The organism is Brevibacillus reuszeri (genome assembly GCF_002897295.1).
Classification (GTDB): Bacteria; Bacillota; Bacilli; order Brevibacillales; family Brevibacillaceae; genus Brevibacillus; species Brevibacillus reuszeri_A.
Genome location: NZ_BEXF01000021.1, coordinates 84813 through 110375 on the forward strand (window position 1 = coordinate 84813; position 25563 = coordinate 110375).

Below are 25563 nucleotides of genomic sequence, written 5' to 3' on the forward strand. Positions count from 1 at the left end.
GAAATCAAAAATCGATTGTTAAATATCTCTAATTTGAGATATACCGTTTTGTAATAAAAATTCTGAACGAAGAAATGTTCGAGGAGGCAATTCCATGAGTGAGTTCACTACCTTGGTGAAAAACCGTCGATCCGCTAACAAATTTTTGGAGAATGTTCCGATTTCACGGGAAGAGCTGGATGAAATCATGAACCTGGTCAAATACGCACCGTCTGCATTTAATTTGCAACACACACATTATGTAGTTGTACTTGATCCTGAAACAAAAGAGCGTGTATATGAAGCAGCATCGAGGCAGTATAAGGTAAAAACGGCGTCGGCTGTCATTCTCGTTCTAGGTGACAAGGAAGCCCAGCAAAACGTAGGACCGATTCATGAGGGATTGCTTCATTTAGGTGTGATGGATCAGCGTGAATTTGATCATACGGTTTCCTCCGTCCAAGCTTTTTATGAAACTGGTGGCGATTCGTTCAAACGGGACGAGGCCATCCGCAATGCGAGCTTGTCCGCCATGCTGTTCATGCTGGTTGCAAAAGACAAGGGCTGGGACACGTGTCCGATGATTGGTTTTGATCCAAAGGCAGTACAGCAAATTCTAAACATCCCGGATCAATATGTGCCAGCGATGATGATCACGATTGGGAAAGAGGATAATTCCAGCCAGCGAGTGAGAGGCTATCGCAAGCCAGTCGGTGAGTTTGTCAGCTACGATTCATTTTGAGCATAGCCTGCTCGATTAACTAAAACCTAATGAAACGATAAACAGGAGGGTACTCAAATGACACAACAAACAGCAGGAATTCACCATATCACAGCTTTTGTAAAAAATGCACAGGATAACGTCGACTTCTACGCAGGGCTTCTGGGGCTGCGTCTCGTGAAAAAAACAATTAACTTTGATGCTCCTGAAGTCTATCATCTCTACTTCGGTAATGAAGTAGGAAGTCCGGGAACAGCCATTACCTTCTTTCCATGGGAAACATCTCGTGCGGGGCGCATTGGCGGTGGTCAGGTAGGCTATACGACCTTCCTCGTTCCGGTTGGTTCGCTGTCCTTTTGGGAAGAGCGCCTGACGAAATTCGAGGTAGCGTATAAACGCGTGGAGCGTTTTAACGAAACGTATTTGCAGTTTGCGGATAAAGACGGTCTGCAGCTGGAGATCGTGGAGCGCGAGGGAGGACCTGCGAGCAAGTGGAGCTTTGGCGGTGTCCCCGCAGATAAAGCGATCAAAGGCTTTGGTGGCGCGATTTTGTACAGTGTAGCGCCAACCTACACGATGGCTGTTCTGGAAAAGCTGATGGGACTGCAAAAAGTAGGAGAAGAGAACGGACTGGTTCGTTTTAAAGCGAAAGGTGATTTGGGCAATGTCATCGACATCAATGCAGAGCCAATGCCTAGAGGCGCGGGTGGTGCGGGAACCGTCCATCATATCGCTTGGCGTGCAAGCGACGACCAAGATCATCGCATGTGGCAGGAGCGTGTGGCGCAGTCGGGCTTGCACCCTACAGACATCATCGACCGACAATACTTCAATGCGATTTACTTCCGTGAGCCAGGAGAAATCTTGTTTGAAATCGCCACCGATCCTCCAGGATTTACACGGGATGAGCCATTCGAGTCGCTGGGTGAAAAGCTGATGCTGCCAGAGTGGTATGAACCGCGTCGTGCTCAGATCGAGCAAGGCTTGACGCCAATTACCGTACGCGTTTTGGAGGGTGACAAGTAATGAAGCACATTTTTCGTAAAGGAACTGATCCTGCGGCACCAACCTTACTGCTTCTCCATGGGACAGGAGGCGATGAGAACGACTTGCTTCCTCTCGCTGACCGCATTCATCCAGGCGCCTCTGTCTTGAGCGTGCGCGGCAATGTACTGGAAAATGGCATGCCTAGATTTTTTCGTCGTCTGGCCGAGGGTGTCTTTGATGAAGAAGATCTCGTATTCCGTACGCAAGAGCTGAATGAATTTCTGGAACAGGCGTCCGTAGAATACAAATTTGAGCGCGACAACATCGTCGCTGTCGGCTATTCCAATGGCGCCAATATCGCCGGAAGCCTGTTGTTCCATTATCCTGATGTGTTAAAAGGGGCGATTTTGTACCACCCGATGGTTCCAAGACGGGGCATTCCACTGCCGGACATGTCGCGGGTACCAGTGTTTATTGGTGCAGGTACGAACGATCCGATTTGCTCACCGCTGGAAACGAAGGAATTGCAGCAGCTGCTGTCAGAAGCAGGCGCTGCGGTTACACTGCATTGGGAATCGTACGGTCATCAGCTTACTGTCAAAGAAGTAGATGCTTCTGCACAGTGGTTTGCGGATACTTTTAGCGAGTAATTTCATCTAGTATTGAAAAAGAGCAGCAGGATCAAGCCGATTCTGTTGCTTTTTCCTTTTTTTACCCGGTAAAACGGAGGAAGTCTGCTCATTTAATCAACTGTTTAAGAGCTTCTCAACAAAAAATAAGCCATTGTTGCCTCAGGTGATGATGGCTTTTTGTCGTAGTTTTTGTCGTAGGTAGTCCGTCCCCATTTCGTCAAGGTTTGTTCATCAGTCGTTCATATTGAGCCTCTATAGTGATCTACGTAGCCTGATCTGCCCGCATGAGGTGGATGAGAAAAGGGAGCAAAGGGGGCGAAAGACGAGTGCAGTGGCTGACCCGATTATCGTTAAAAAATCCAGCAATGGTGGTAATCCTATCGCTGCTTGTTGCGCTGGGAGGGATCTTTTCCTTTACCGTCATCAATATAGAAAGTGAACCGCAAGCCCAGCTGGGGATGCTCACGATCTCCACAGCTTACCCGAATGCAGCCTCGGAGGATGTGTTGGAGGACGTCACCAAGCCATTGGAAAAAGTGATTGATACGGTCAGCGGGGTAAAGACGTATATTTCCAGCTCAGAGGAAAATCACTCGCTGATCACGGTCTCCATCGAGTCTGCGGCTGACATGGAAAAAGTGGAGGCCGAGGTGGAAAAAAGCGTCGCCAATGCCAAGCTGCCGAATACAGCAGGCAGGCCCAAGGTAAAGCTCAGCGTGGTAGGCTCTGAGCCCATGTATTTCCTCGCGATAAGCAATAAAGAGCAGCTGCGTACGGATGATGCCTTTTATCGATTGGTGAAGGACACCATCGTAGAAGACCTGCAAACAATTAGCGGGGTGGAATCGGCAGACGTGATCGGACTGGCAACGAGGCTCGTTCGAATCAACCCCCGACAGGATGACCTGCACTACTATGGCATGACCGTATCCGATCTGAGGCAGGCGATTACTGGACAGCATCTCGCTACTTCAGTCGGGAGTGTCACAGATGCGGGTCAAGATTACATCGCCCGTTTCACCAATGAGTACAAGAGTCTGGATGAGCTGAGGAAAACGAGAATCCGAATGCCAGCTGCCGAGAATGGCACTCAAGGCTATTTACAGCTCAGTGATTTGGCAGATGTGAATTGGGAGACGGAGCGCAGCTCGATCAGCAGATTGAATGGAAAGCCGGCAGTTGCTGTGCAAATTGCAAAAACGACTGAGGGAAATATCGTGGAGATCAGTGATACCATCCACGAAAAGCTGGAAGGCTATCGCGTGAAATATCCGGATTTGAATTTTGAGCTGGTCTCGGACCGCTCTGAATTTGTGAAAAGCTCGATTGGCGGGATGGCAAAAGAGGGAGCGATGGGGATCGTAATGGCGATTGCGGTCATCTATTTGTTCCTTCGCAACGTGAAAACTACACTCATCGTTGTCGTGTCGATTCCGCTTTGCGTGCTAGTTAGTGTCATGCTTATGCAGTTTAACGGTATGACAATCAATTTGATGAGCCTGTTTGGGATGACTGTGGCGATCGGGCGAGTCGTTGATGACAGTATTGTCGTGATCGAAAATATTTTCCGGCGTCTCCTGACAGAACCGCGCACCCAATCGACGATTATCAAGGCAGTAGGTGAGGTGGGAAGTGCCATTACCTCCTCGACGCTCACAACAGTAGCAGTCTTTTTGCCGATTGCCTTTGTCAGCGGGATGCTTGGGGACTTTTTCAAGCCGTTCGCTGCGGCAGTTACGTGGTCGCTCTTGGCATCGCTCATCGTTGCGGTTACCGTTGTTCCGCTGTTAGCGAGTATAACCATGCGACATGAAAAGACGCAGAAACTCCACAAAGGAAACATTTCCGGGCTGTATACACGTCTGCTACGCGCAGCGCTTGAGAATAAAGGCAAAGTCGCTGTGCTCACAGCTGTTTTGTTTGTCGGAAGCATTGGGCTGGCTGCCAAGCTGCCGACAGGATTTTTACCCGAGTTAAATATGAATCTTCTCTATATAAAAGTCAGCATGCCAACAGGCACATCCCTTGAAACAACGAGCGCGACTGCAAGTGCAGTGGAAGCAGCTGTCTTGCAAGAACCGAAAGTCATGTACATCCAAAGCAAGATAGGCGCAAGTGACGATGCTGCCAAGCGCTCTCATGTAGCTGACATGACAATCAAGCTAGAGCCGGGTGCTGACGAAAATAAAGTACTATCCCAGCTTCGCGAGCGAGTAAAGCCATTGATCCCGGCTAGTGCACAAGTCACCTTTAGCAAACCAGCAGCCGGAGGACAGGGAGGCTACCAGCTTGTGCTGTATGGTGCCGACCTGACTACGTTAAAGGAAGCGGCAGCAGCAGTTAAAGCGCAACTAAAACAAAATCCGTTATTGGCAAATATCAAAGACAATGTATCCGAGACACGCGGGCAGCTATCGATCCAGGTAGATCGTGATCAAGCCCTGCTACGGGGGCTGACTCCTGAGCAAGTCTCAAAAGAGGTTGGCGCTGCGATCGGCACAACCAACATGAAAAGCCTAAAGCTTAATGGCGAGGAATACGCGCTAGCTTTTGGTCTCGGTGAAAAGGTAGCACTGGAGCAAGTGCCTGGGGTGTGGGTGAAAACTCCGTCCGGCCAACAGGTACCGCTCAAAGAGATCGCCTCTCTGCAAAAGGATGAGGTGGCGCCACAGCTATTGCGTAAGGAAGGAAAACCGTACATCCAGATAAACGCTGATATTCTCAGTGCGGATAAAGGCGGGGTAGCAGCTGAGCAGACCCGTCTTCTACAGCAAATGAAGCTGCCACCGGGTGTTTCCATGAGCGCGGAGGGCATTTCACAAGACTTGCAAAAGGGCTTTACGGAAATGCTCGCTGCGATGGGAGCCGCGATTTTGCTGGTATTGCTTGTGATGGTTGCTGCCTTTGGCAATCTGTTGTCACCAGCGGCTGTTCTTTTGTCATTGCCCCTTGCTTCCATTGGAGGCTTGCTTTCACTGTGGCTGGTGGGCGGAGTGCTGGATATGACAGTCATGATTGGCTTTTTGATGCTGATTGGAATTGTGGTGACAAATGCAATCGTGCTGATCGACAGGGTGCAGCAGCATAGAACGGCAGGCTTACCCGTCCGTGAGGCTCTGGTCGAAGCAGGCAGGACACGCCTTCGCCCAATCATGATGACTGCTGTAGCTACGATTGCAGCCATGCTGCCCTTGGCACTCGGTTTTTCAGAAGGAAGCCTGTTGTCCAAAGGCTTGTCTGTAGTCGTAATTGGCGGGCTGCTTTCCTCCACCTTGATGACACTGATTGTCGTACCAGTTGGCTATGAGAGCCTGCATCATTTCGCTTTCCGCAAGCAAAATCGCAAGCGACTGCAAAATGCACAGGGGCAGATGTGAGGAGGGGAAGAGATGAACAAGCGGCGGATGAGTGCAATCGCTGCGAGTCTCATGCTCACAATGGGACTCGTGCTGGTGGGTTGCACCGATGAGCAGGAGAAAAAGGAAGAAGCACCACCGGTTTCTGTCAGTATTCCGGTTACAGTCCTGACTGTGAAAGAAGCGATGCTGTCCAATGAACGAACGTATATCGGCAGCATCGCAGCAGAGGATACGAGCACAGTGGTTACTCAAGCATCTGGAACGCTCACCAAGCTGTATGTGAAAAAGGGAGACTCAGTCAAAAAGGGGCAGCTGATTGGAGAAGTAGACAGCACCAAGCAACAGCTAGATGTAGAGGAGCAAGAAAGCAAGCTTGCCTCCGCAATCGCAAGACTCGCACAGGCAAAAGCGAGCCAAGACGCAGATACGAAAGAAGTGTCATCAGCGAGAGTCCTCGCCAAGCAAGCGCTGGACAATGCCAAAGAAAGCTATGACCGTGTGAAAGCTTTGGTAGAGGCAGGGGCATTGCCAGCAGCACAGCTGGGTACGGCGGAGGATGAATGGATACGGGCTCAAAACAGCTACCGCACAAGTACACAGTCTGAAGCAAAGGATTTGGCAGGAATTCAGGTTTCGGCTGCGGATGTGGAAGCAGCCAAGCTGGCGGTTGAGAAAGCCAAGCGAGCACTGGCAGATTCCAAAATAAAGGCTCCGATGGACGGAGTGATTAATCAACTGTCTGTGTCTGTTGGTGATCAGCTTGCAAACCAAGGCGCAGTAGGTGAAATCGTGTCCCTCGATCATGTAATGGTCACGATTCAGGTAGATGAGGATGCTCTTCCCTCGTTAAAAAAAGGGATGTCCATGCAGCTGTCCATTCCTGCGCTCGGTACGAAAATCGAGGGGGAGATCACGTTTGTTGGCCTTAGTGCTGCTCGTGACACAAAGCTGTTCCCGGTGGAAATTCGCCTCCCGAATCGGGATCTAGCCTATCGTCCCGGAATGCGGGCTGATGTGACGGTAACAGGCTCCGAAGAACAAAAAGGAATCGTGCTCCCGATCGAAGCCTTGCTGGAACTGGATGGGAAGCAGTATGTGTATGTGGTCAAAGGGGATCGCGCCTACAAGCAGGAGATAGAGAAAATAGAGAGCGACACACAGGCGGCTGTCATCGGTCAGGGGCTTGCTCCCGGAGATCGGATCGTGGTGGAAGGACAATCAGATTTGCAGGACGGCAGTCAAGTGAGCATCAGCGAATACGATAAAAAAGGAGAATGATCATGTACGCAGGAATGTATTTTACACATATTATCAGTTTGGCTGTTTGGTTTGGGGCGTTAGTCATCGTCATGCTGCTGCTTGGCAGCTACAAGGCTCATACTGAACAAGGACAAGTGGCAACAGCCCTGGCGAACAAAACAGTCTGGTCAACACTGCAGGCGGCTGCGTTTGCGGTCCTTCTCTCGGGAGTAGGCATGCTTGTTCACGCGGGAATGATCGGACAAAAAAAGCCCCTCTGGCTCAAGCTGATGGAAGAAGGCGGCGGCTTGGTCATTCTCCTGTTTATTATTTTCGTAACCTTGTGGACAAGAAATTTGCGTAAGGCACTGAAACAAGGAGATGCTACCCGTTATACTCAAATGAGTAAAAGATTTTTCGGCTTGTCGTTGTCTTTCGTCGTAGCGATCGCTGCCGTTGTTCTCGTCGTCAGCCTGAGACTGGCGTAACAAGGAGGAATCCTGATGAAGGTTACTATATTAATCGCGGATGATGATCCACATATACGGGAGCTGCTGCGGTTTTACTTAGCCAAAGAGGGCTATCACGTCATAGCCGCGCCTGATGGAGAGCAGGCTGCTTCTCTCCTGGAGAAAGAAGCGATTCATCTCGCCATCGTGGACATTATGATGCCTGGAAAAGACGGCTTGGAGCTATGCCGCCAAATAAGAGAAGCATACGATATTCCCGTGATGATGCTCACTGCCAGGGGCGAGGTGAGAGACAAGGAAAAAGGCTTTCGGGCGGGAACAGATGATTATCTCACCAAGCCATTTGAGCCTACCGAGCTGCTGTACCGGATCAAGGCGCTGCTTAGGCGCTACCAGATGGTCAGTAAACAAGTCATCGTCATGAATAAAACGGTCATCGACCGACTGAGCCATGTCGTAAAGGTAGGAGACGAGGTGATTCATCTACCGCTCAAGGAGTTTGAATTGCTTGTACAGTTAGCCAGCTTTCCGGATCGGACGTTTACGAGAGATCAGCTTCTTGAGCTTGTGTGGGGAGGCAACAATGAAAGCGAAAGTCGGACTATCGACGTCCATATCAAGCGGCTGAGGGAAAAATTCACGGACAAGACGGATGACTTTGTCATTTCCACGGTTCGTGGCTTGGGTTACAAGCTGGAGGTACGAAGCTCGTGAAGTCCCTTTATGTACGACTCGTTCTCACATTTATTGCGATCGTCATCATTAGTGGAACGCTCGGCTTTTTGCTCGCCAACGAGTATTATCAGCGCAATCTGCGAGCGTACAACGAAGAGAAAATTACCCGGATCGGACAGCAAATTGTCGACATGTACGAGCACAATGACTCACTTGATTTGTCTGGCTTCATGACACATATCGCCAATTTGAACTTTCAGCTTTATCTCGTGGATGAAAACGGTGTGAAAAGCGAATTTGGCGCTCCGTTTCGGGAAGAAAAGGTCGAGCCTGAAGTAGTTCAAAAAGTACTTGCCGGTGAGATTTATCGAGGAATCACGGAAGAGCGGCACGGCTTGTTTGTAACCGGCTTTTTTCAGAACACATTAAAAAACAGTATCGGTTTGCCACTTGAAGCAAATGGAAAAAGGTATGCGCTGTTTGTGCGGCCAAACATCGAGCAGCAATTTGGTGAGGTGCATATCCTGTTTGCCTTCCTCTTGGCAGCGATGTTTATACTCAGCCTGGTATTGATCCTGATTTTTACCCGTTATCTGGTGAAGCCGCTCCAGACCTTAACCAAAGCGACGAAAAAGCTGGCGGAGGGTCAGTACGATATTCGGCTGGATATATCCCGGCGTGACGAGATCGGTGATTTGGCGGCGAATTTCACCCAAATGACGCAGTCGCTCAAGCAGCTGGATGAGATGAGACAGGAGTTCGTCTCCAATGTGTCTCACGAAATCCAATCGCCGCTTACTTCCATCCAGGGATTTTCGCAGGCGATCAGAAGCGGCGGAGTGACCCGTGAGCAGCAGGAAACGTATTTAGCCATCATTGAGGAGGAGAGTCGACGCCTTTCTGCTTTGAGCAAGCAATTACTCACGCTTGCCTCGCTGGATAAGGAAACAGGCCAGTACGAGCCGTCCGTCTTTCGTTTGGATGAACAAATCCGTCAGGTCATCCTCATGCTGGAGCATCAGTGGCAGCAAAAGAAGCTGTATATCGAGCTAGATCTGCCAGAAGTCACAATCACCTCAGACAAGCATTTGCTAAGCCAGGTGTGGGTCAACCTGATTTCCAACAGCATCAAATTCACTCCGCCTGCTGGTACGATTACGATCAAGCTCGAAGTGGGAGCACAGCTCGTCGTGACCATTGCGGACAATGGCATCGGGATATCGGAGGAAGAGTTGAAGCATATTTTTGACCGCTTTTACAAAGGCGACAAGGCTCGCAACCGGGAAGCCACAGGCAGTGGCTTGGGATTGTCCATCGTCAGGAAAATCGTACAGGTAGCAGGAGGCACCATCGAGATTCAGAGCAAAGAAAAAGTGGGAACGACAATTGCCGTCCGTCTGCCCAAGAACGAACAAACCCCCTGAGCAAAATGCTTTCGGGGGTTTGCTGCGTGCGCAGATCTAGGCATAAAAGCAGGCCGGCACCATTAATGTAGGAAAAGGGATCACATGACAGACGAAAGAGGGACAATGCGATGAGTGCTGGTCTGCAGGATTACGCGTTAATCTTTTTGACAGGACTGCTGGGCGCCCCGCATTGTATCGGCATGTGTGGGGGCATCATGTCGGCCATGACTTTTCAGTCCAAGACATCGCTTGCGCAAACAATCTTGGCCTACAATCTTGGCAGGATCTTGACGTATATGGGTGTCGGAGCCTTCATGGGTTTTATCGGGTCATTCGTCAATGCAGCAGGAACGATCGTAGGTCTGCAGGGCATCGCAAACATTCTCGGAGGCCTGTTTATCATTTTGTGGATCGGAAAAAAGGTGGCACTGCCGCTGGACAAATGGAGTCCACTGAAGCTGCCAGCCATTCAACAGTTGCTGGAAAAGCTAAAAACGCGACCGGGGGCAGCACCGGTCTTTGTCAGTGGATTACTGCTCGGTTTTTTGCCTTGTGGTCTTACGTATACCATGCATATGAAAGCGGCTGCTTCAGGAAGTGCCTTGCAAGGTGTATTCACGCTGCTGTTTTTTGGTGTTGGTACACTGCCCGCACTGATCTTTATTGGGATATGCTCCTTTGTGCTGTCGAAAGCGCTCCGATCAAAGGTCATGCTGATCGGAAATACTCTCGCTCTCGTCATCGGACTCATATCTATCATGCGAGGCATGGTCATCAACGGCTGGATTCCCCATATCAATCCATGGCTGTGGTGACGAACAGGGCTCAGGGCACAGCTTCAAAGGGGTATGTAGCAGTGGCAGATTTTCCATCTACCTCAAACGTAATCGTAGCCAGCCACCCTCCTACCATGGTCGGAACGATAGCTGCAACAAACTCCCCGTCCTTTGCTACGACTGCCTCGAAGCTCACGTCCCCATGATCCATGCTGGGCATGGTGAGGGTGACAGAGACTTTTGCCTGCTTTAGCTTGTCGAGGTGCTCACTTGGTATACGAATGCGCAGCTGGTTTTCTTTTAAAATCCGGGCGTCTGCTGGATCAAGCTCAACCTGCAAGGGAATGGACAAATCCTGTATGACCAGAGTAGGGGTTGTGGTCGCAGCGGCTGTAGCTGCCCCATGCTGAGAATGCTCTTGCTCGTCTTGCGCAGAGCAGGCAAAGAGTAAAAAAACAAGGGACAAAATTGCCAAAGCGTATGCCGATTTCCTCAGAACACTCACCACTTTCTCTCTGAATCCAAGCACCATATCGTATTCAGGCTTTCAGCATTTCATTCTTCCTCGTCTATAAATTTGCCTGTCCGCATAGTGATTACTAGGGGACATGTTTGGGAGATGAAGGGGAGTTAAGCGATGACGACCGTACAAATTTATCAGGTAACGGGAATGACATGTGCTGCCTGCGCCAATCGCATAGAGAAAAGATTGCAAAAAACGGAGGGTGTAATCGAGGTTTCTGTCAATTTGACTACGAACAAAGCATGGGTGGCCTTTGATGGCGCGCAAATTAACGATCAAGCAATCATAGAAAAGATTGAAAAATTAGGGTTTCAGGCAACCTTGAATACAGAAGAAGAACCTCATGCGGAAAAATCCGTCTTGCTGCAGCGGTTCATTTTGTCCGCAATCCTTACGTTCCCCCTGCTCTGGGCGATGGCTGCGCATTTTTCCTTTACCTCGTTTATTTGGGTGCCCGAGCTTTTTCTAAACCCCTTTTTCCAGCTTGCACTCGCTCTGCCCATTCAGCTTTTTATCGGACAATCCTTTTACATAGGGGCGTGGAATGCGCTTAAAAGCAAGACGGCAAACATGGATGTGCTGGTTGTGCTGAGCACGTCCGCTGCTTTTTTGTACAGTCATTACCTGACCTTCAGGACGATCGGACAGTCTGTTCAGCATGTGACGCTGTACTACGAGTCTTGTGCGGTCATCTTTACTTTTTTGCTACTCGGCAAATATTTAGAAGCGATGGCCAAGGACAGGACGAAAAACGCGATCAGGCAGCTTCATCAGCTCCAGCCTGAGGTCGCCAATGTTCTTCGCGGAGAGGAGCTTCGCCAGATTCCTGTTCGAGAGCTGGTTGTAGGCGATATTTTTATCGTCAAGGCAGGGGAGCGGATTCCGACGGACGGGGTTGTCCTCGAAGGACATGCGAGCATCGATCAGTCGATTTTCACAGGGGAGAGTCTTCCTGTTGAAAAATGGCGTGGGCATTCGGTCATCGGGGCGACAGTAAACCAAAGCGGCTGGCTCAAAGTACAAACAACCAAAGTCGGCATGGATACGGCTTTGACACAGGTGATAAAAACGGTGGAGGAAGCACAGCTTTCAAAAGCGCCCATCCAGCGGCTGGCAGATGAAATTACCGATATTTTTGTCCCGATCATCATCACGATTGCGCTCATTACTTTTGCTGCCTGGTACTATTTCTTTACGGCACAAGCATTTGGCGAATCGCTGGAAAAGGCGATCGCAGTGCTCATCATTGCTTGTCCGTGTGCGCTTGGTCTTGCCACGCCGATGTCCATTCTGGTCGTTTCGGGACGGGCAGCTCAGCTCGGAATACTATTCAAGCAAGGAAAGTACCTGGAGACGCTGCAAAAGGTAGACACGGTGATTTTTGACAAGACGGGTACGTTGACGCTCGGCAAGCATGAGGTCGTGGACATGGAGATACGTGGGTGGAAAAAGGAAGCGTTCCTGCGATTGGTGGCAGGGGCAGAGATGACCTCTGAACATCCGTTGGCGGCCGCTGTCGTAGCTTTTGTCAGAGCACGTGGGATCAGCATACCGACAGCTTCATCCTTTACGTCCTATCCTGGTTATGGCGTCCATGCAACGGTAGAGAGATATTCGATCCTGATCGGCTCACCCAAATTTTTGAGCGGCAAAAACGTGGATATCGCGTTTGCTACGGGAAAGATAGATGCTCATGCGGCACAAGGAAAAATGGTAACACTCGTATCGATAAACGAACAGTTAGCAGGCTACATGGTGTTGTCCGACAGGCTAAAAGAGGATGCGAGGTCCTCTGTACAACGGTTAATTCGCATGGGAAAGGAAACGATCATGATTACTGGAGACAATCCGTTCACGGCCCACAGCATTGCCAGACAAGCAGGAATTGAGCACGTCTATGCAGGGATTTTGCCCTCACAAAAGGCAGAATTAATCAGGGGCTTGCAAGCAAAAGGGAAGAAGGTTGTCATGGTTGGTGATGGTGTAAACGACGCACCTGCACTGATGGCGTCCAATATCGGAATTGCATTGGGAACGGGGGCAGAAATCTCCAAGGACTCTGCTGACATTTTGATCATGCATGGGGATGTAAAAGGAGTCGTGCATGCTTTTGCGTTAAGTCAAAAAGCAATGAAAAATATTAAGCAAAATCTGTTTTGGGCGCTATTTTATAATACGGTTGCGATACCAGCCACCATGCTTGGCTTTCTGGAGCCGTGGCTTGCAGGGGTAGCAATGGCATTCAGCTCTGTCTCGGTGGTGCTGAATGCACTTCGGCTGCGTAACAGCAGGATGGAGTGACTACGCAAAAAGAAAAAACCGAGCTATCAGGTAGCTCGGATCGGCGTTCGTTGTTCTTTGGCGTGCTCGACTCCTGCCGTAATCAGATGGCGAACATGGTCATCGTCTAGCGAGTAGAATACGAGCTTTCCTTCTTTGCGATACTTGGCGAGCCCCATGTTGCGCAACAACCGCAAATGGTGGGAGGTGTTGGCGATCGAGCTGCCGATGATGTTGGCAATATCGCATACACAAAGCTCATCCTCCATGGACAGGATGTGAATGATTTTTGCGCGGGTATCGTCAGCCAACGCCTTGAAGATTTTCGCTACTCCCTCGGATTCGACTGCGAACGGCTTTAACCGGTTTACTTTTTCATCATCAAAACACTGAACTTCACAGACATCATCCCGCTGTTTTGGAGACACCAGAAAATCACCTCTTGCTTACGCACAATGTCCTACTATTATAGTCATTCCTATGAAAAGTGGAAAGGAAAAAAGACATTTTGGTGGCAGTGTAGTGTCTCTCCTGCTTTTCGTGTAAGATGGATTTGACAAGCCTCGCCGAGCGGGTGAGTAACGAGTAGGGAGAGAGAGCAATGAATGTACAGCAGAAATGCGCCAAGTGTCGTTCCACCAAAGTAGATTTTACTGAAATGATCAATCGCCGTTTATATATCATTATTTACGCAGCTGTCCTTCTGGTGCTGGCCTTGATCGGCATATCGTTACAAGGAACACCTGTGATCTACCTGTTCCTCGGACTGGCAGGTGCATTTGTACTCTTTGCGGTACGTCTTTCATTAGAGAAGCGTAAAGTAATCAAATGCGTTTGTCTGGATTGCGGAGAAAGCTGGCAAACGGCTCCTAATGTCGTAACCAAATAAAAAAGTGCAGTGATTTGCAGGAGGCTCCCGGTGTATGGGGAGTCTCTTTTTTCGTTTTTAAGACCGACAAGTTTCAAAAAAATAGGCAAAATACTCCAAATGATTCTTGAACGTAAAACTGTGTTAGGATAATATAATAATTAAATATTCATTTGAATGTTCATAAAATGTATGGTGCTTGGGTAAAATAGATGTTTGGAAAATAGGTGATAGCAGATGTCAGATGAACAAAAGAAGGACGCTTGCTGCTCAGATCATCAGCATTGTAGTTCAGAGCATGGTAGCTCAGGTAAAATTTTGCCGCTGCTCGGCAATGTGGCTGCTGCAGGGGATGGCGCAAGCCTGATTTCCTCACAAGCGGTTGTTTACCGGGTTCATGGGATGGATTGCAGCTCGTGCGCCAAATCATTGGAAAAGCACATGAAATCATTGCCTGCTGTAAAGGATGTCGTTGTCAATTTTTCCACGGGGAAAATGCAGCTCGTACAAGAAGGGCTGGCAGACGAGGCAATCGTGAAGGAAGTAGCCAAGGCCGGCTATACAGCAATGCCGCTTTCGAAGCGGGCAAATAAACAGGCGCAACCCTCTGATCGGACAGGAGAGCGTCTGACGATCATTTCAGGTGTGCTGCTGGTATTAGGTTTTCTCGGTTCCTATACAAGTGTATCTCCTTTGCTTATTACGATCTTGTATGCACTTGCCATCATCACTGGTGGCTACAGACCAGCTCGCAGTGCGTTTTACGCGATCAAGAGCAGATCGCTCGACATGAACGTACTGATGTCAGTCGCTGCGATTGGAGCGGCATTGATTGGCGAGTGGCTAGAAGGAGCAACCGTTGTCTGGCTGTTCTCAATCGGGAATTTGCTGCAAACCAAATCGATTGAGAAGACACGGGACTCTATCCGCAACCTGATGGATCTGGCACCTCCTGAAGCATGGGTGAAGCAGGGCGAGTCACTTTCACGGGTACCTGTTGAGGACATCGGCCTGGGTGCAGTGATCGTAGTCAAGCCAGGGGAGAAAATTCCATTGGACGGAATCATTGTCCAAGGGACGGGAAGTGTCAATCAAGCTCCGATTACAGGTGAGTCCATCCCTGTAGATAAGCTTGTTGGCGATTCCGTTTTTGCGGGAAGTGTCAACGAAAACGGCTCGCTGGAAATCAAGGTCACCAAGCTGGTAGAAGATACAGCGATTGCGCGGATTATTCATCTGGTGGAGGAAGCACAGGAGAAAAAAGCGCCTACACAAGCCTTTGTAGATAAATTTGCTGCGATCTATACACCGGTCGTCCTGATTTTGGCACTTGCGGTGATTGTGATTCCACCGCTTTTTGCCTGGGGGACATGGGGAGAATGGTTCTACAAAGGCTTGGAGCTTCTGGTGGTTGCCTGCCCGTGCGCTTTGGTGATTTCGACTCCGGTAGCAATCGTATCTGCAATCGGCAATGCAGCACGCAACGGCGTATTGATCAAAGGCGGTACATTTTTGGAGCGTGCTGGAGTCATTAGCGCGATCGCTTTTGATAAAACCGGTACGCTCACAGAAGGCAAGCCGCAGGTCGCACAGGTTATGGAAGTGCAAGGGAGCGAGGCAGAGGTACTCGCGATCGCAAAAACGATTGAGGAGCGCTCCAGCCATCCGATTGCACAGGCAATTATTCAATACGCCAATGCCAATAATATCACAGCTCTCGCAGGCGAAGATTTTCAGGCGATTGTCGGAAAAGGCGCCGAGGCTACGATCAACAGCCAAAAATACTATGCGGGTAAGCCTGCCTTGTTCGAAGAGCTGGGGGTAGACCTCACCGCCTATCAAGAAAAGATTCAAGCACTGCAAAGCGAAGGAAATACACTAGTCATTGTCGGGACCTCTCAGGCTATCCTCGGAATGATTGCCGTAGCTGATACGATCAGGGAAATCACAGTCGGCGCTATCAGCAAGATAAAAGCAGCGGGGATAAACGAGATCGTGATGCTGACGGGTGATAATAGCGGTACTGCCGAAAAGGTGGCGAAGCAGACCGGAGTCAGTCGCTATTTTGCCGAGCTGATGCCACAAGACAAGGTAGAAGCAGTCAAGGCTCTGCAAAAAGAGGGCAAAGTCGTAGCGATGGTGGGCGACGGAATTAATGACGCGCCTGCATTGGCGACTGCTGATCTGGGGATTGCCATGGGAGGCGCAGGTACCGATACGGCGATGGAGACTGCTGACATCGTGCTGATGGCAGACAATCTGGAAAAGCTGCCGCATACGGTAAACATCAGCCGCAAAGCACTGCAAATTATTAAGCAAAACATCTGGTTCTCCATTATCATCAAGCTAGTGGCGCTCGTCTTGATTTTTCCGGGCTGGCTCACCTTGTGGCTGGCGGTATTGAGTGACACTGGAGCAGCGTTGATCGTGATTTTAAACAGTATGCGTCTATTGCGAATGAAGCCATAATGTCAGATGAAAAGTACGAGGAGCCGAGGGCATGTCCCTGCGGCTCTTTTTGTTTTATCCAAAGAAGAGAACGGTATTTTCTCACATTTCAAAATTACCTGTAGCTATTTGAAGAGGTGGATTATATAATAATTTTCACGACCGTTATTAGTCCGTAAATAGAGCAAACAGTTCAAGGATGCATACAACGGTTTTTGACAAAGGTGTAAGCGCATTCAGGTTCTTCGAGTCGTAGTGGTTTAGACAATCATGAGTGGGGGATTGCGTGTGGAAGCTGCAGGAGTACTGGGGAAAAAGAAATACTTGTTGTTCGCGCTGCTTTTTCTGGGATGGATCATTGATTCGCTAGGGCTGTTTGGCATGAATATTGTCATCATCCCGATCAGCAAGGAGCTCCATTTGGATGAATCACAAACAGGCATGATTTTGAGCAGCTTCTTTTTGAGTAGTGCGCTCATGACGCTGGTTGCGGGATGGGTGTCGGATCGATTCGGCTCCAGAAAAATTGTCATTGCCTCGATTTTCATTTTCTCGTTATTTTCTTTGTTCACAGGCATGATCTGGTCATTCGCTTCGCTGATTCTCGCGCGGCTGTTGGTCGGGCTTGCCGATGGCTGCTTGCCAACAGCGAGTGCAGTGGCGATTACTGAGATTTTTCCGAAACAAGAGCGAGCGCGGGCAAAAGCATTTCTGCTGTCTGCCCAAATGATCGGTGCTACTCTGGCATCCATCATCGCAGCAGCCATTGCCGTCTATATGGGCTGGAGAGGTATTTTCTATATCACAGGTGGAGTAGGGATTGTCGTAGCTCTGTTGCTGGGCATTTACTATCGTCCACCGAGTAATACAGCGAGTGCAAATGAGCAGCAGGCAGGCAAGAAGCTAGCACTTGGCAGCTTGTTTTCCAACAGACTGCTGTGGACTCTCGTGATCATTTATTTTGGAGCTAGTCTCGTTAACTGGGGCTCCTCCTCATGGATTCCGTCTTATTTGGAAAAGGTTCGTCATTTGGATCTGATGTCACTCGGAACGCTCTCGATGATTCCAAATACGTGCGGGCTTCTTGCATCACTTTTTACGGGCTGGATGCTCGACAAGAAATGGTCAGGGCGTGAAAAGCAGGTGATTATTGGCGGGGCTATCTTAGCAGGCATCTGCTTGTATCTCATGTTCAATGCGCCATCGATTATGACGATGGTAACGTACCAGGCTCTGTTTTCGATTGGTATCATGTCGGCCATTATGGCAATCCTGACACTGCCGCTCAAAGTAGTTGCACCTGATATCGTCGGCTCGTTTATGGGAATTCTGTATTTTCTTGGAGCAATCGCGGGAACGCTTGCTCCTACGATAATGGGCTTTCTGATCACGATGTTTGGGGGCTCGTACGCAGCTGCCTTCTGGTTCCTCATCGCCATGCTGATCCTACCGATCGTCGGTGCCATTACCCTCAAAACAACAGACAAATCGCAAACAGTTGCACAGTAACAGCAAATAGAGAGGAGACTTTGTCATGATAGGGATGGTCAAGCTTGCAGAAATCATTGAACAGAAGAGAGAACTGCTTATTTCGGTAAGCGATCAAATCTGGGACTATGCGGAGACTGGTTTTGAAGAATACCGATCCGCTGATTTGCTTTGCACGACATTAGAAAAGGAAGGGTTCGCTGTAGAAAGAGGAGTAGGCGGCATTCAGACGGCATTCATCGGTAGTTATGGCAGCGGTTCACCTGTCGTTGCGATCATGGGAGAGTTTGATGCGCTTTCAGGCATGAGCCAGCAAGGCGGCGTGGCTAGTCCGACTCCCCTCGCAAAAGAAGGAAACGGACATGGATGCGGTCATAACCTACTCGGTACAGGTGCTCTTGCGGCGGCGATTGCCCTGCGCAATCAGATGATCGAACACAATCTGCCAGGAACGATTCGCTACTACGGGTGTCCGGGCGAAGAGATTGGTTCGGGAAAGACGTTCATGGTACGAGCGGGATTATTTGATGACGTGGATTTTGCACTTTGCTGGCACCCGTCGACGCAAAACTCGGTCATGTCTACGAGTTCCCTGGCTTGCTACGAAGTGACCTTTAAGTTCACCGGAAAAAGCTCACATGCCGCCGCAAGTCCGCAACTGGGACGGAGCGCATTGGATGCAGTCGAATTGATGAATGTCGGGGTCAACTATTTGCGTGAGCATATCATTTCGGATGCGCGTGTGCACTACGCGGTTACGAATACGGGCGGAATATCCCCCAATGTTGTACAGGCAACAGGTGAAGTACTGTACCTGATTCGTGCTCCACTCGTTTCACAAACGGAGGAAATTTATCAGCGCATTTGTAATGTTGCGAGAGGTGCGGCATTGATGACAGGAACAGAGGTAGAGATTCAATTCATCTCGGCTCTATCGAATCTCGTTCCGAATACTACGCTGGAAACCATCATGCACAAAAGCTTTTCACAGCTCGGCGTCCCAATTCATAACGAGCAAGAAATACAGTTCGCCAGCCAAATCCGTGCGACACTCTCTCCCGAAGACAAAGCGGAGGATATCCGTTTTGACAAAGAACTGGCGGGAAAAGAGCTCTCAGACAAGCTCAATCCGTACCGTGAATCGGCTGTCATCCTGCCTGGCTCTACCGATGTTGGCGATGTGAGCTGGGTCGTGCCGACAGCGCAATGCATGACGGCCTGTGAAGCATTGGGTACACCTTTTCACTCCTGGCAGATGGTCGCTCAGGGTATGACCTCTATCGCGCACAAAGGAATGCTGCATGCTGGAAAAGTAATGGCCGCTACCGCGTGGGAGGTCATGCAGAAGCCTGAGATAATTGCCAAGGCCAAGGCCGAATTAAAAGAAAGACTGAACGGGGAAGTTTATCGCTGTCCGATCCCACCAGAAGTCACTCATTATGAGGTCGTTAAGAAAAATTAACTTCGCACGAAAAGCAGCGTCCAAAGGCGTTGCTTTTTTGCCGTTTATTTGGATAAAGCGGGATAGGCATACTGCTGTTGAAGGCGGGGGATAAACATGATTAAATGAGAGAACTAATACTAGTTGATTGTGAAAGGGGAGAGCGGTCTTGAACATTAAACTCGGATTGTTAGGTCCCCATGACTCCATGCAGGTCATCCAGACGGCATTGGCCAAATACCCGGAGTTTCACTGCACGCCGATTGAATGTCTTACCGAGCAAGACCTGGACAGTAGGGTGCTCCCGATCAAAGAAGAATTCGATATGTGGCTTTGTTCCGGCCCAATTACATATTTGATTGTTTCACAATGGGGCGAAATTCATGCTCCCATTTTTTGCGTTCCTTATAATGGCTCCAGTCTGTACAAAACCTTATTGCAAGTCATCTATGAGCAAAAGGTAGAGATTGCCCAAATCAGCTTTGACTCGTACAAGGAAGTAGAATCGGAAGCAGTGCCAGGTGTAGTGGAAGCATTGCTTGAAGCCGGAATCACAGACAAGCCGCGCTACATTATGAACGAGACGTACGAGATGGATGAGGTAACACGTTACCACACTGATTTATGGAAAAAAGGCCTGATTAAAGCGACCATCACGGCTCATCCGATCGATACCGAGCTTCGTCAGCTCGGCCTGCCTACGTATCGTATATTGCCTGCTACGATGGCGATTGCGGCCGTGGCAAGCCAAATGCTGCGGACCTTTGAGATGCTGTATTTCAAAAATACGCAAATTGCCATTCAAATGATTGATACAGAGCTGCACGATGGCTTGACCTCAGAAACGCTGTCCTCTGATGATCTGACAAAAATGGAGATCGGGTATACGGACAAGCTGCTTACCTACGCTAAAAAAGTTCATGGATCTCTAAAGTCTGTCGGGAGAGGACGCTATGCGATCTTCACTACAAGAGGCTTACTGCAAGAGATTACGCACGATTTTCAAATGGCCCCCGAGATCCAGGGGATCGATCAGCAGGGACGCAAAGGGATGACCTGTGGCATCGGCATTGGACAGACGGCGTACGAGGCTGAAATCAATGCGACGAACGCGCTGCTCCATGCCAAGAAAAGCGGCACGGGCTCGTGGGTCGTATGCTTTGATGATAAGAAAATTGCGGGGCCACTTGGAAAGCCCGAGCAAATCACGTATTCGTATGCCTCAGAAGAATTGCATGCCATCAGCAAGGCAACATCACTTGGTGTTTCGACTCTGCAAAAATTGAAATCGGTCCTGCGCAAGCTCTCCAGTGAAGTAATCAGCTCACAGGAACTCGCCCAGTATATGCAAATCACGCAAAGAAGTGCTCGCCGGATACTGACTGAGCTGGAGGAGAAGGGGTTTGCCGAAATCGTCGCAGAAGAAAAACCATACATGCGAGGCAGACCACGCAAAGTGTATAAAATACTGTTTGAGCAAAAGGTGTAAAGAAAAAAGGAGCGGGCACGCGAGGCCCAGCTCCTTTTTTGCTTGATAGGAATTGGCTTACACCAATACGCCACCATACATTTCGTATTCTTTTTGTGTGCAGGCCACCCAGTGACCGCGCTCAATCTCACGTAGGACGCGCTCCTCGCCCTGATTTTGCAAATAGGCTTCATCGTCGAAAAGGATTCTTCTGCGGCTGCGCTCATAATCCGGATCTGGCAACGGAATAGCAGAGAGCAGCGATTTGGTGTATGGATGGATCGGATTTTCGTACAGACGGTTACTTTCCGCCAGCTCGACGATACGTCCGCGATACATAACCCCAATCCGGTCACTGATGTATTTCACCATGGACAGGTCATGAGCAATGAACAAGTAGGTAAGTCCCTTTTCCTTTTGCAGACGCTTGAGCAAATTGATGACCTGTGCCTGAATCGATACGTCCAGTGCGGAGATAGGCTCGTCCGCAATAATAAACTCAGGATCAACTGCCAGTGCACGTGCAATTCCGATCCGTTGGCGTTGTCCGCCGCTGAATTCGTGCGGATAACGACTGGCGTGCTCACGGTTGAGACCGACAGTTTCCAGCAGCTCATACACTTTTTTCATCCGCTCTTCCTTGGAATGAAGACCGTGAATATCGATGCCTTCCGCAATAATGTCCGAGACTGTCAGACGTGGATTCAACGAGGAATACGGGTCTTGGAAGATCATTTGGATTTTGCGATTGAGCCATTTCTTTTCTTCCATCGTCTTTTTCCCGTGCACGCTCTTGCCTTTGAAAAGCACCTCGCCGCCCGTTGCATCATAGAGACGGAGGATCGTGCGGCCTGTAGTGGACTTCCCGCAACCAGACTCGCCAACAAGACCGAAAATCTCACCTTTATAAATATCAAAGCTGATGCCGTCGACCGCTTTTAACGTATGTCCACCGCCAAGGTCGAAATACTGCTGCAAGTTTTTGATTTCCAGAAGCTTCTCCCGCGTGTCTGGGTTTGGAGCTTCCTCGGGGGTACGCATCTGCAGCGGTTCTACCTTCTCTGTGGAAGGAGTGATTTTCTTGCGGACCGCAGAAGCAGGTGGCTCGATGTGAGGAGCCATCTCATGCAGCAGCCAGGTAGCGGCGTAGTGTGTATCCGAGATTTTGAACATCGGCGGCTCATATTCCAGGTCCACTTTGAGCGCATACGGATTGCGTGCGGCAAAGGCATCGCCAACCGGAGGACGGAACATATCAGGTGGAGAACCTGGGATCGACATGAGCTCTTCCTCATTCGTATCCAGATTCGGCATCGAGCCGAGCAAGCCCCATGTGTACGGATGCTTTGGATCATAAAAAATCTCATCAACCATACCGATTTCTACAATTTTGCCAGCGTACATCACGGCTACACGGTCAGCCATATTGGCTACGACGCCGAGGTCATGCGTAATGAAGATGATGGAGGTACCCATTTTTTGCTGCAGTTCCTTGAGCAACTCCAGGATTTGCGCCTGAATCGACACGTCCAAAGCAGTCGTCGGTTCGTCTGCAATAATTACTTTTGGATTACAAGCGAGTGCGATGGCAATGACAATCCGCTGACGCATTCCACCGGAAAACTGGTGCGGGTATTGATCAATTCGTTCCTTTGCAAACGGGATACCGACCATTTCCAATAGCTCAATCGATCTTGTTCTCGCTTCGGTGCGAGACAGCTTTTGGTGCTTGATATAGCTTTCCATAATTTGATTGCCGATGGTCATTGTCGGGTTGAGCGAGGTCATCGGATCTTGGAAAATCATCGAGATGTCGCGTCCGCGGACGTCCTGCATCTCTTTTTCGCTCAAAGTGACCAAATCTCTGCCTTCAAATAGGACTTGTCCTTTGGGGATACGCCCTGGGGGAGAGGGAATGAGACGCATGAGAGCTTGAGAGGTCACCGATTTACCTGAACCAGACTCCCCAACAATCGCCAATGTTTCCCCTTTGTGCAAATCAAAAGAGACGCCGCGAACGGCTTTGACCTCACCTGCATACGTATCAAACGAGACGTGCAGATCTTTCACTTCCAATACTTTGTCCATGACAACCTCCCATTCCTTGCTTTCTGTGAAGTAACACCCATGTATATCCAAAATTTTCTCTTGTGCACAATTGTTCGAAAATGAAAATCATTATCACTATTATACTATATTCAAGAAAAAATGCTAAAAAATTTTTTGCCGAAAGTTTATACCTGGATAGGAGGCCTTTTGAGGCTTTTTTAGCGTTGCCAATTGGTTAGTACCTCATACAATACATCAGCGTATAGACAAAGGAGGGAGCGATTGAATGAAAAAGAAAACGCCAGAAGAAGCGAATACAGCTGCTCCTATTCGACGCAGAGCCAAGGAAGTAGCGCTCACGTTTGACGATGGGCCCGACCAGTATTGGACACCTCGTTTGCTGGACATTTTAGCCCATTATCAGATCAAAGCCACGTTTTTTTGTGTCGGACAAATGGTGAAATATTTCCCCAAGATGCTGGAGCGAATCGCAAGTGAAGGACACGTCATCGGAAATCATAGCTGGGACCATCCTGATTACACAAAAATCTCGCTGACAGCAGCTGCCGCGCAGATCAAGCGCACGAGTGAACAAATAGAATCAGTGGTGGGCCTCTGGCCAAGACTGGTTCGTCCTCCCTACGGAGCGGTCAATGAGGCTGTAATTTGGACGATAGGTGCAGCGGGTAACGAAATCATTTTGTGGGATGTGGATAGCTGGGATTGGAAGGGGCTGAGCGGTCCGCAGGTGGCAAGAAACATACTTGGACATGTAAGCTCGGGCTCGGTCGTTTTGCAGCATTGTGCAGGCGGCACAAAAGATACGCTAAAAGGCACCGTTGACGCTTTGCCATACGTAATTGAGGTATTGAGCGAGCAAAACTACACCTTTGCTACGATTTCCGAGATGTTTCATTTGTCAGCCTATCGCTAGGTCAAAGCAGGGAATTTGGCTGTTTAGACGAAAAGTACAATTGTAATAATAGTAAGAAGAGAACGACAGAGGGGAGCAAGATTTTACGATGTCCAAAGCTGATAACATGCTCTCCATTTTATGGCTGCTGCAAACAGAAAAGAAAATAACGGCGAAGCAATTGGCGGAGGCTTTGGAAATAAATATACGCACCGTGTATCGTTACATCGACGCCTTGTGTGCGAGTGGTGTGCCAATTATTTCTGACGCGGGGCACAACGGTGGATACAGCCTGCTTCATCCATTTACCGAGGCACCCTTGTTTTTCGATTTGAACGAACAAAAAGCACTTGTCCATGCAGCTGTGTTTGCCCAGGAGGCAGGCTATCCATTTGGAACGGATTTGATGAGTGCGATCGCCAAGCTGAAACGGTACACAAACGAGGAGCAACGCCAGACGATTGACCGCCATAGCATCGGCTTTGAAGTGATCCTCCCTCCTCAAGACCCTGCCTTGGAGTCCTTTTTGCAAGAAATTGAGCTATCCGTAGCGAATGCCTGTACATTGCAGATGGGCTATATAAAAAACTTCCAATTAAATGTCCAGACGCGTGAGATTGACCCGTATGGTCTCGTTCATTGGCGTGCAAAGTGGTACCTCATTGCGTATTGTCATCTTCGCAGTGAGATTCGCAGCTTTCGTGTGGATCGTATTCACTCCATTTCCCGTACCGATGCCACATTTGAGCGACCACCGGGATTTTCCGCGCGACAATTCTTTCTTGGGAATCTGCTTCCGGAAACAGACGAACAGGAGCCGCTCATTTCTGTGATCGTAAAAGGAAGAATGCAAGCCATTACCGACCTATGTGGCCATTGGTTTCTTGGACATGCAGTAGTGGAGCGCACAAGCGATCAGGTACACTTTCGGATCAGTGAGCAGTTTGTCCATACCCACGTTCCTCATTTCCTGCTTTCTTATGGCAAGTCGATTCAAGTGAAAGAGCCTGCTTTTCTCAAAGAGCGATTGGTAGCTGTTGCAAAAGATTTGCTCGATTATTATCAGTCGTCCTGACTTCACTGACTGCTGTTGTCAGGTAAGAGTCGTTATGATGGAAGAAAAGACAGGCGAAGAGCCAAAATGGAGGAATCATGATGAAGCATGATGCGCTGCGTACGTACGATTATCATCTCTGGGCGAATGAAAAGGTGTTCGAGCGACTGCAGGAGGTTCCCCAAGAAATTTGTGAACAAGAGGTACCGAGTGTATTTCCTACGATTTCCAAGACGCTTAATCATATGCTTTTGACCGATTATGTCTGGTTACTGGCGATGCAAGGGGAAAGCTACGAAAAGGTCGGAAAAGTAGTGGGGCAGCTCTCTTCGGAAACAGCAGGAAAGAGCGTGACAGAGCTGCGAGAGATGTTCCATGAGATGGCAGGGAAGTTCAAAGACTTTTTCCAACAAATCGACATGGAGGCAACGGCCCCGTATTCACATCCGCAAATGGGAACCATCCATGCACGGTACTGTGATATCGTACAGCATGTCGTCAATCACGGCACGTATCACCGCGGGAATATCTCCGCTATGCTGAGGCAGCTTGGACACGCTGGTGCTTCCTCGGACTATATTTACTATTTGTTTGAGGTGCTTCCAAAAGAGAAGTAGAAAGACAAAAGCTCCGCCTGATTGTAGGCAGAGCTTTTTTGCATGTGCGCCCAGCATGGGCGTTATCTCTAGGGTTAAAGTCCCGAATGGTGAAGGCAGTAGTAACCATTAGCCTAAGACAAGGGTGTCCACCGTGAGGTGGAATCTGAAGGAAGTTGGCGGCAAACCTC

21 protein-coding genes are annotated in these 25563 nt (G+C 49.3%); 18 read left to right on the forward strand and 3 right to left on the reverse strand.

Annotated elements, in window-relative coordinates; genetic code table 11:
* Positions 1 to 94: 94 nt before the first annotated feature.
* From C3B52_RS26195 to C3B52_RS26235, 9 genes are all read left to right on the forward strand, one after another.
* Positions 95 to 721 (forward strand): nitroreductase family protein, encoded by a 627-nt coding sequence (locus C3B52_RS26195; RefSeq protein ID WP_103109320.1) that lies wholly within the window; start codon positions 95 to 97, stop codon positions 719 to 721.
* Positions 722 to 778: 57 nt separating this feature from the next.
* Positions 779 to 1726, forward strand: coding sequence for a ring-cleaving dioxygenase (locus C3B52_RS26200; RefSeq protein ID WP_103109321.1), 948 nt, complete (start codon positions 779 to 781; stop codon positions 1724 to 1726).
* Positions 1726 to 2337, forward strand: coding sequence for an alpha/beta hydrolase (locus tag C3B52_RS26205; RefSeq protein ID WP_103109322.1), 612 nt, complete (start codon positions 1726 to 1728; stop codon positions 2335 to 2337). Before C3B52_RS26200 ends, C3B52_RS26205 begins: the two co-directional genes overlap by 1 nt.
* Positions 2338 to 2645: 308 nt before the next feature.
* On the forward strand, positions 2646 to 5696 hold the full coding sequence (locus C3B52_RS26210) for an efflux RND transporter permease subunit (protein ID WP_164684934.1): 3051 nt from the start codon (positions 2646 to 2648) through the stop codon (positions 5694 to 5696).
* Between the two features lie 12 nt (positions 5697 to 5708).
* Entirely contained in the window at positions 5709 to 6956 is a 1248-nt protein-coding gene (locus C3B52_RS26215) for an efflux RND transporter periplasmic adaptor subunit (protein WP_103109324.1), read from the forward strand.
* Between the two features lie 2 nt (positions 6957 to 6958).
* Positions 6959 to 7405 carry a hypothetical protein gene (locus tag C3B52_RS26220; RefSeq protein WP_103109325.1) on the forward strand — a complete coding sequence of 149 codons (447 nt, stop codon included), beginning with the start codon at positions 6959 to 6961 and terminating at the stop codon, positions 7403 to 7405.
* Between the two features lie 15 nt (positions 7406 to 7420).
* Positions 7421 to 8101, forward strand: coding sequence for a response regulator transcription factor (locus C3B52_RS26225; protein ID WP_103109326.1), 681 nt, complete (start codon positions 7421 to 7423; stop codon positions 8099 to 8101).
* Positions 8098 to 9486, forward strand: a complete 1389-nt coding sequence (locus tag C3B52_RS26230; protein WP_103109327.1) for a sensor histidine kinase — start codon at positions 8098 to 8100, stop codon at positions 9484 to 9486. The genes C3B52_RS26225 and C3B52_RS26230 overlap by 4 nt, the downstream gene beginning before the upstream one ends.
* A gap of 110 nt (positions 9487 to 9596) precedes the next feature.
* Positions 9597 to 10283: a sulfite exporter TauE/SafE family protein gene (locus C3B52_RS26235; protein WP_103109328.1), complete on the forward strand. Its 687-nt coding sequence runs from the start codon at positions 9597 to 9599 to the stop codon at positions 10281 to 10283.
* A 10-nt stretch (positions 10284 to 10293) separates the two neighbouring features.
* Here C3B52_RS26235 and C3B52_RS26240 read toward each other — a convergent pair whose 3' ends face one another.
* On the reverse strand, positions 10294 to 10719 hold the full coding sequence (locus C3B52_RS26240) for a FixH family protein (protein ID WP_164684935.1): 426 nt from the start codon (positions 10717 to 10719) through the stop codon (positions 10294 to 10296).
* A 162-nt stretch (positions 10720 to 10881) separates the two neighbouring features.
* On the opposite strand from C3B52_RS26240, the gene C3B52_RS26245 reads away from it, so the two are divergent.
* Positions 10882 to 13068: a heavy metal translocating P-type ATPase gene (locus tag C3B52_RS26245; RefSeq protein ID WP_103109330.1), complete on the forward strand. Its 2187-nt coding sequence runs from the start codon at positions 10882 to 10884 to the stop codon at positions 13066 to 13068.
* 26 nt (positions 13069 to 13094) lie between these two features.
* Here the strand turns inward: C3B52_RS26245 and C3B52_RS26250 are convergent, their stop codons facing one another.
* Positions 13095 to 13475: an ArsR/SmtB family transcription factor gene (locus tag C3B52_RS26250; RefSeq protein ID WP_103109331.1), complete on the reverse strand. Its 381-nt coding sequence runs from the start codon at positions 13473 to 13475 to the stop codon at positions 13095 to 13097.
* Positions 13476 to 13648: 173 nt separating this feature from the next.
* Here C3B52_RS26250 and C3B52_RS26255 point away from each other — a divergent pair, with 173 nt between their 5' ends.
* From C3B52_RS26255 to C3B52_RS26275, 5 genes are all read left to right on the forward strand, one after another.
* Complete coding sequence (locus C3B52_RS26255) at positions 13649 to 13936, forward strand: hypothetical protein (protein ID WP_103109332.1); 288 nt, start codon at positions 13649 to 13651, stop codon at positions 13934 to 13936.
* A gap of 216 nt (positions 13937 to 14152) precedes the next feature.
* The gene (locus tag C3B52_RS26260) at positions 14153 to 16384 is read left to right on the forward strand and encodes a heavy metal translocating P-type ATPase (protein WP_103109333.1); all 2232 of its coding nucleotides are present in this window, start codon (positions 14153 to 14155) and stop codon (positions 16382 to 16384) included.
* Between the two features lie 267 nt (positions 16385 to 16651).
* On the forward strand, positions 16652 to 17872 hold the full coding sequence (locus tag C3B52_RS26265) for an MFS transporter (RefSeq protein WP_164684936.1): 1221 nt from the start codon (positions 16652 to 16654) through the stop codon (positions 17870 to 17872).
* 25 nt (positions 17873 to 17897) lie between these two features.
* The gene (locus tag C3B52_RS26270) at positions 17898 to 19313 is read left to right on the forward strand and encodes a M20 family metallopeptidase (protein ID WP_201264945.1); all 1416 of its coding nucleotides are present in this window, start codon (positions 17898 to 17900) and stop codon (positions 19311 to 19313) included.
* A 148-nt stretch (positions 19314 to 19461) separates the two neighbouring features.
* Positions 19462 to 20781 carry an HTH domain-containing protein gene (locus tag C3B52_RS26275; RefSeq protein WP_103109335.1) on the forward strand — a complete coding sequence of 440 codons (1320 nt, stop codon included), beginning with the start codon at positions 19462 to 19464 and terminating at the stop codon, positions 20779 to 20781.
* A gap of 57 nt (positions 20782 to 20838) precedes the next feature.
* Here the strand turns inward: C3B52_RS26275 and C3B52_RS38045 are convergent, their stop codons facing one another.
* The gene (locus C3B52_RS38045) at positions 20839 to 22848 is read right to left on the reverse strand and encodes an ABC transporter ATP-binding protein (RefSeq protein WP_103109336.1); all 2010 of its coding nucleotides are present in this window, start codon (positions 22846 to 22848) and stop codon (positions 20839 to 20841) included.
* Between the two features lie 247 nt (positions 22849 to 23095).
* Here C3B52_RS38045 and C3B52_RS26285 point away from each other — a divergent pair, with 247 nt between their 5' ends.
* The 3 genes from C3B52_RS26285 (at position 23096) to C3B52_RS26295 (ending at position 25393) form a co-directional block, all read left to right on the forward strand.
* The gene (locus C3B52_RS26285; protein ID WP_103109337.1) at positions 23096 to 23743 is read left to right on the forward strand and encodes a polysaccharide deacetylase family protein; all 648 of its coding nucleotides are present in this window, start codon (positions 23096 to 23098) and stop codon (positions 23741 to 23743) included.
* A gap of 88 nt (positions 23744 to 23831) precedes the next feature.
* The gene (locus C3B52_RS26290) at positions 23832 to 24797 is read left to right on the forward strand and encodes a helix-turn-helix transcriptional regulator (RefSeq protein ID WP_103109338.1); all 966 of its coding nucleotides are present in this window, start codon (positions 23832 to 23834) and stop codon (positions 24795 to 24797) included.
* A 77-nt stretch (positions 24798 to 24874) separates the two neighbouring features.
* Positions 24875 to 25393 (forward strand): DinB family protein, encoded by a 519-nt coding sequence (locus C3B52_RS26295; protein WP_235615864.1) that lies wholly within the window; start codon positions 24875 to 24877, stop codon positions 25391 to 25393.
* Positions 25394 to 25563 lie beyond the last annotated feature (170 nt).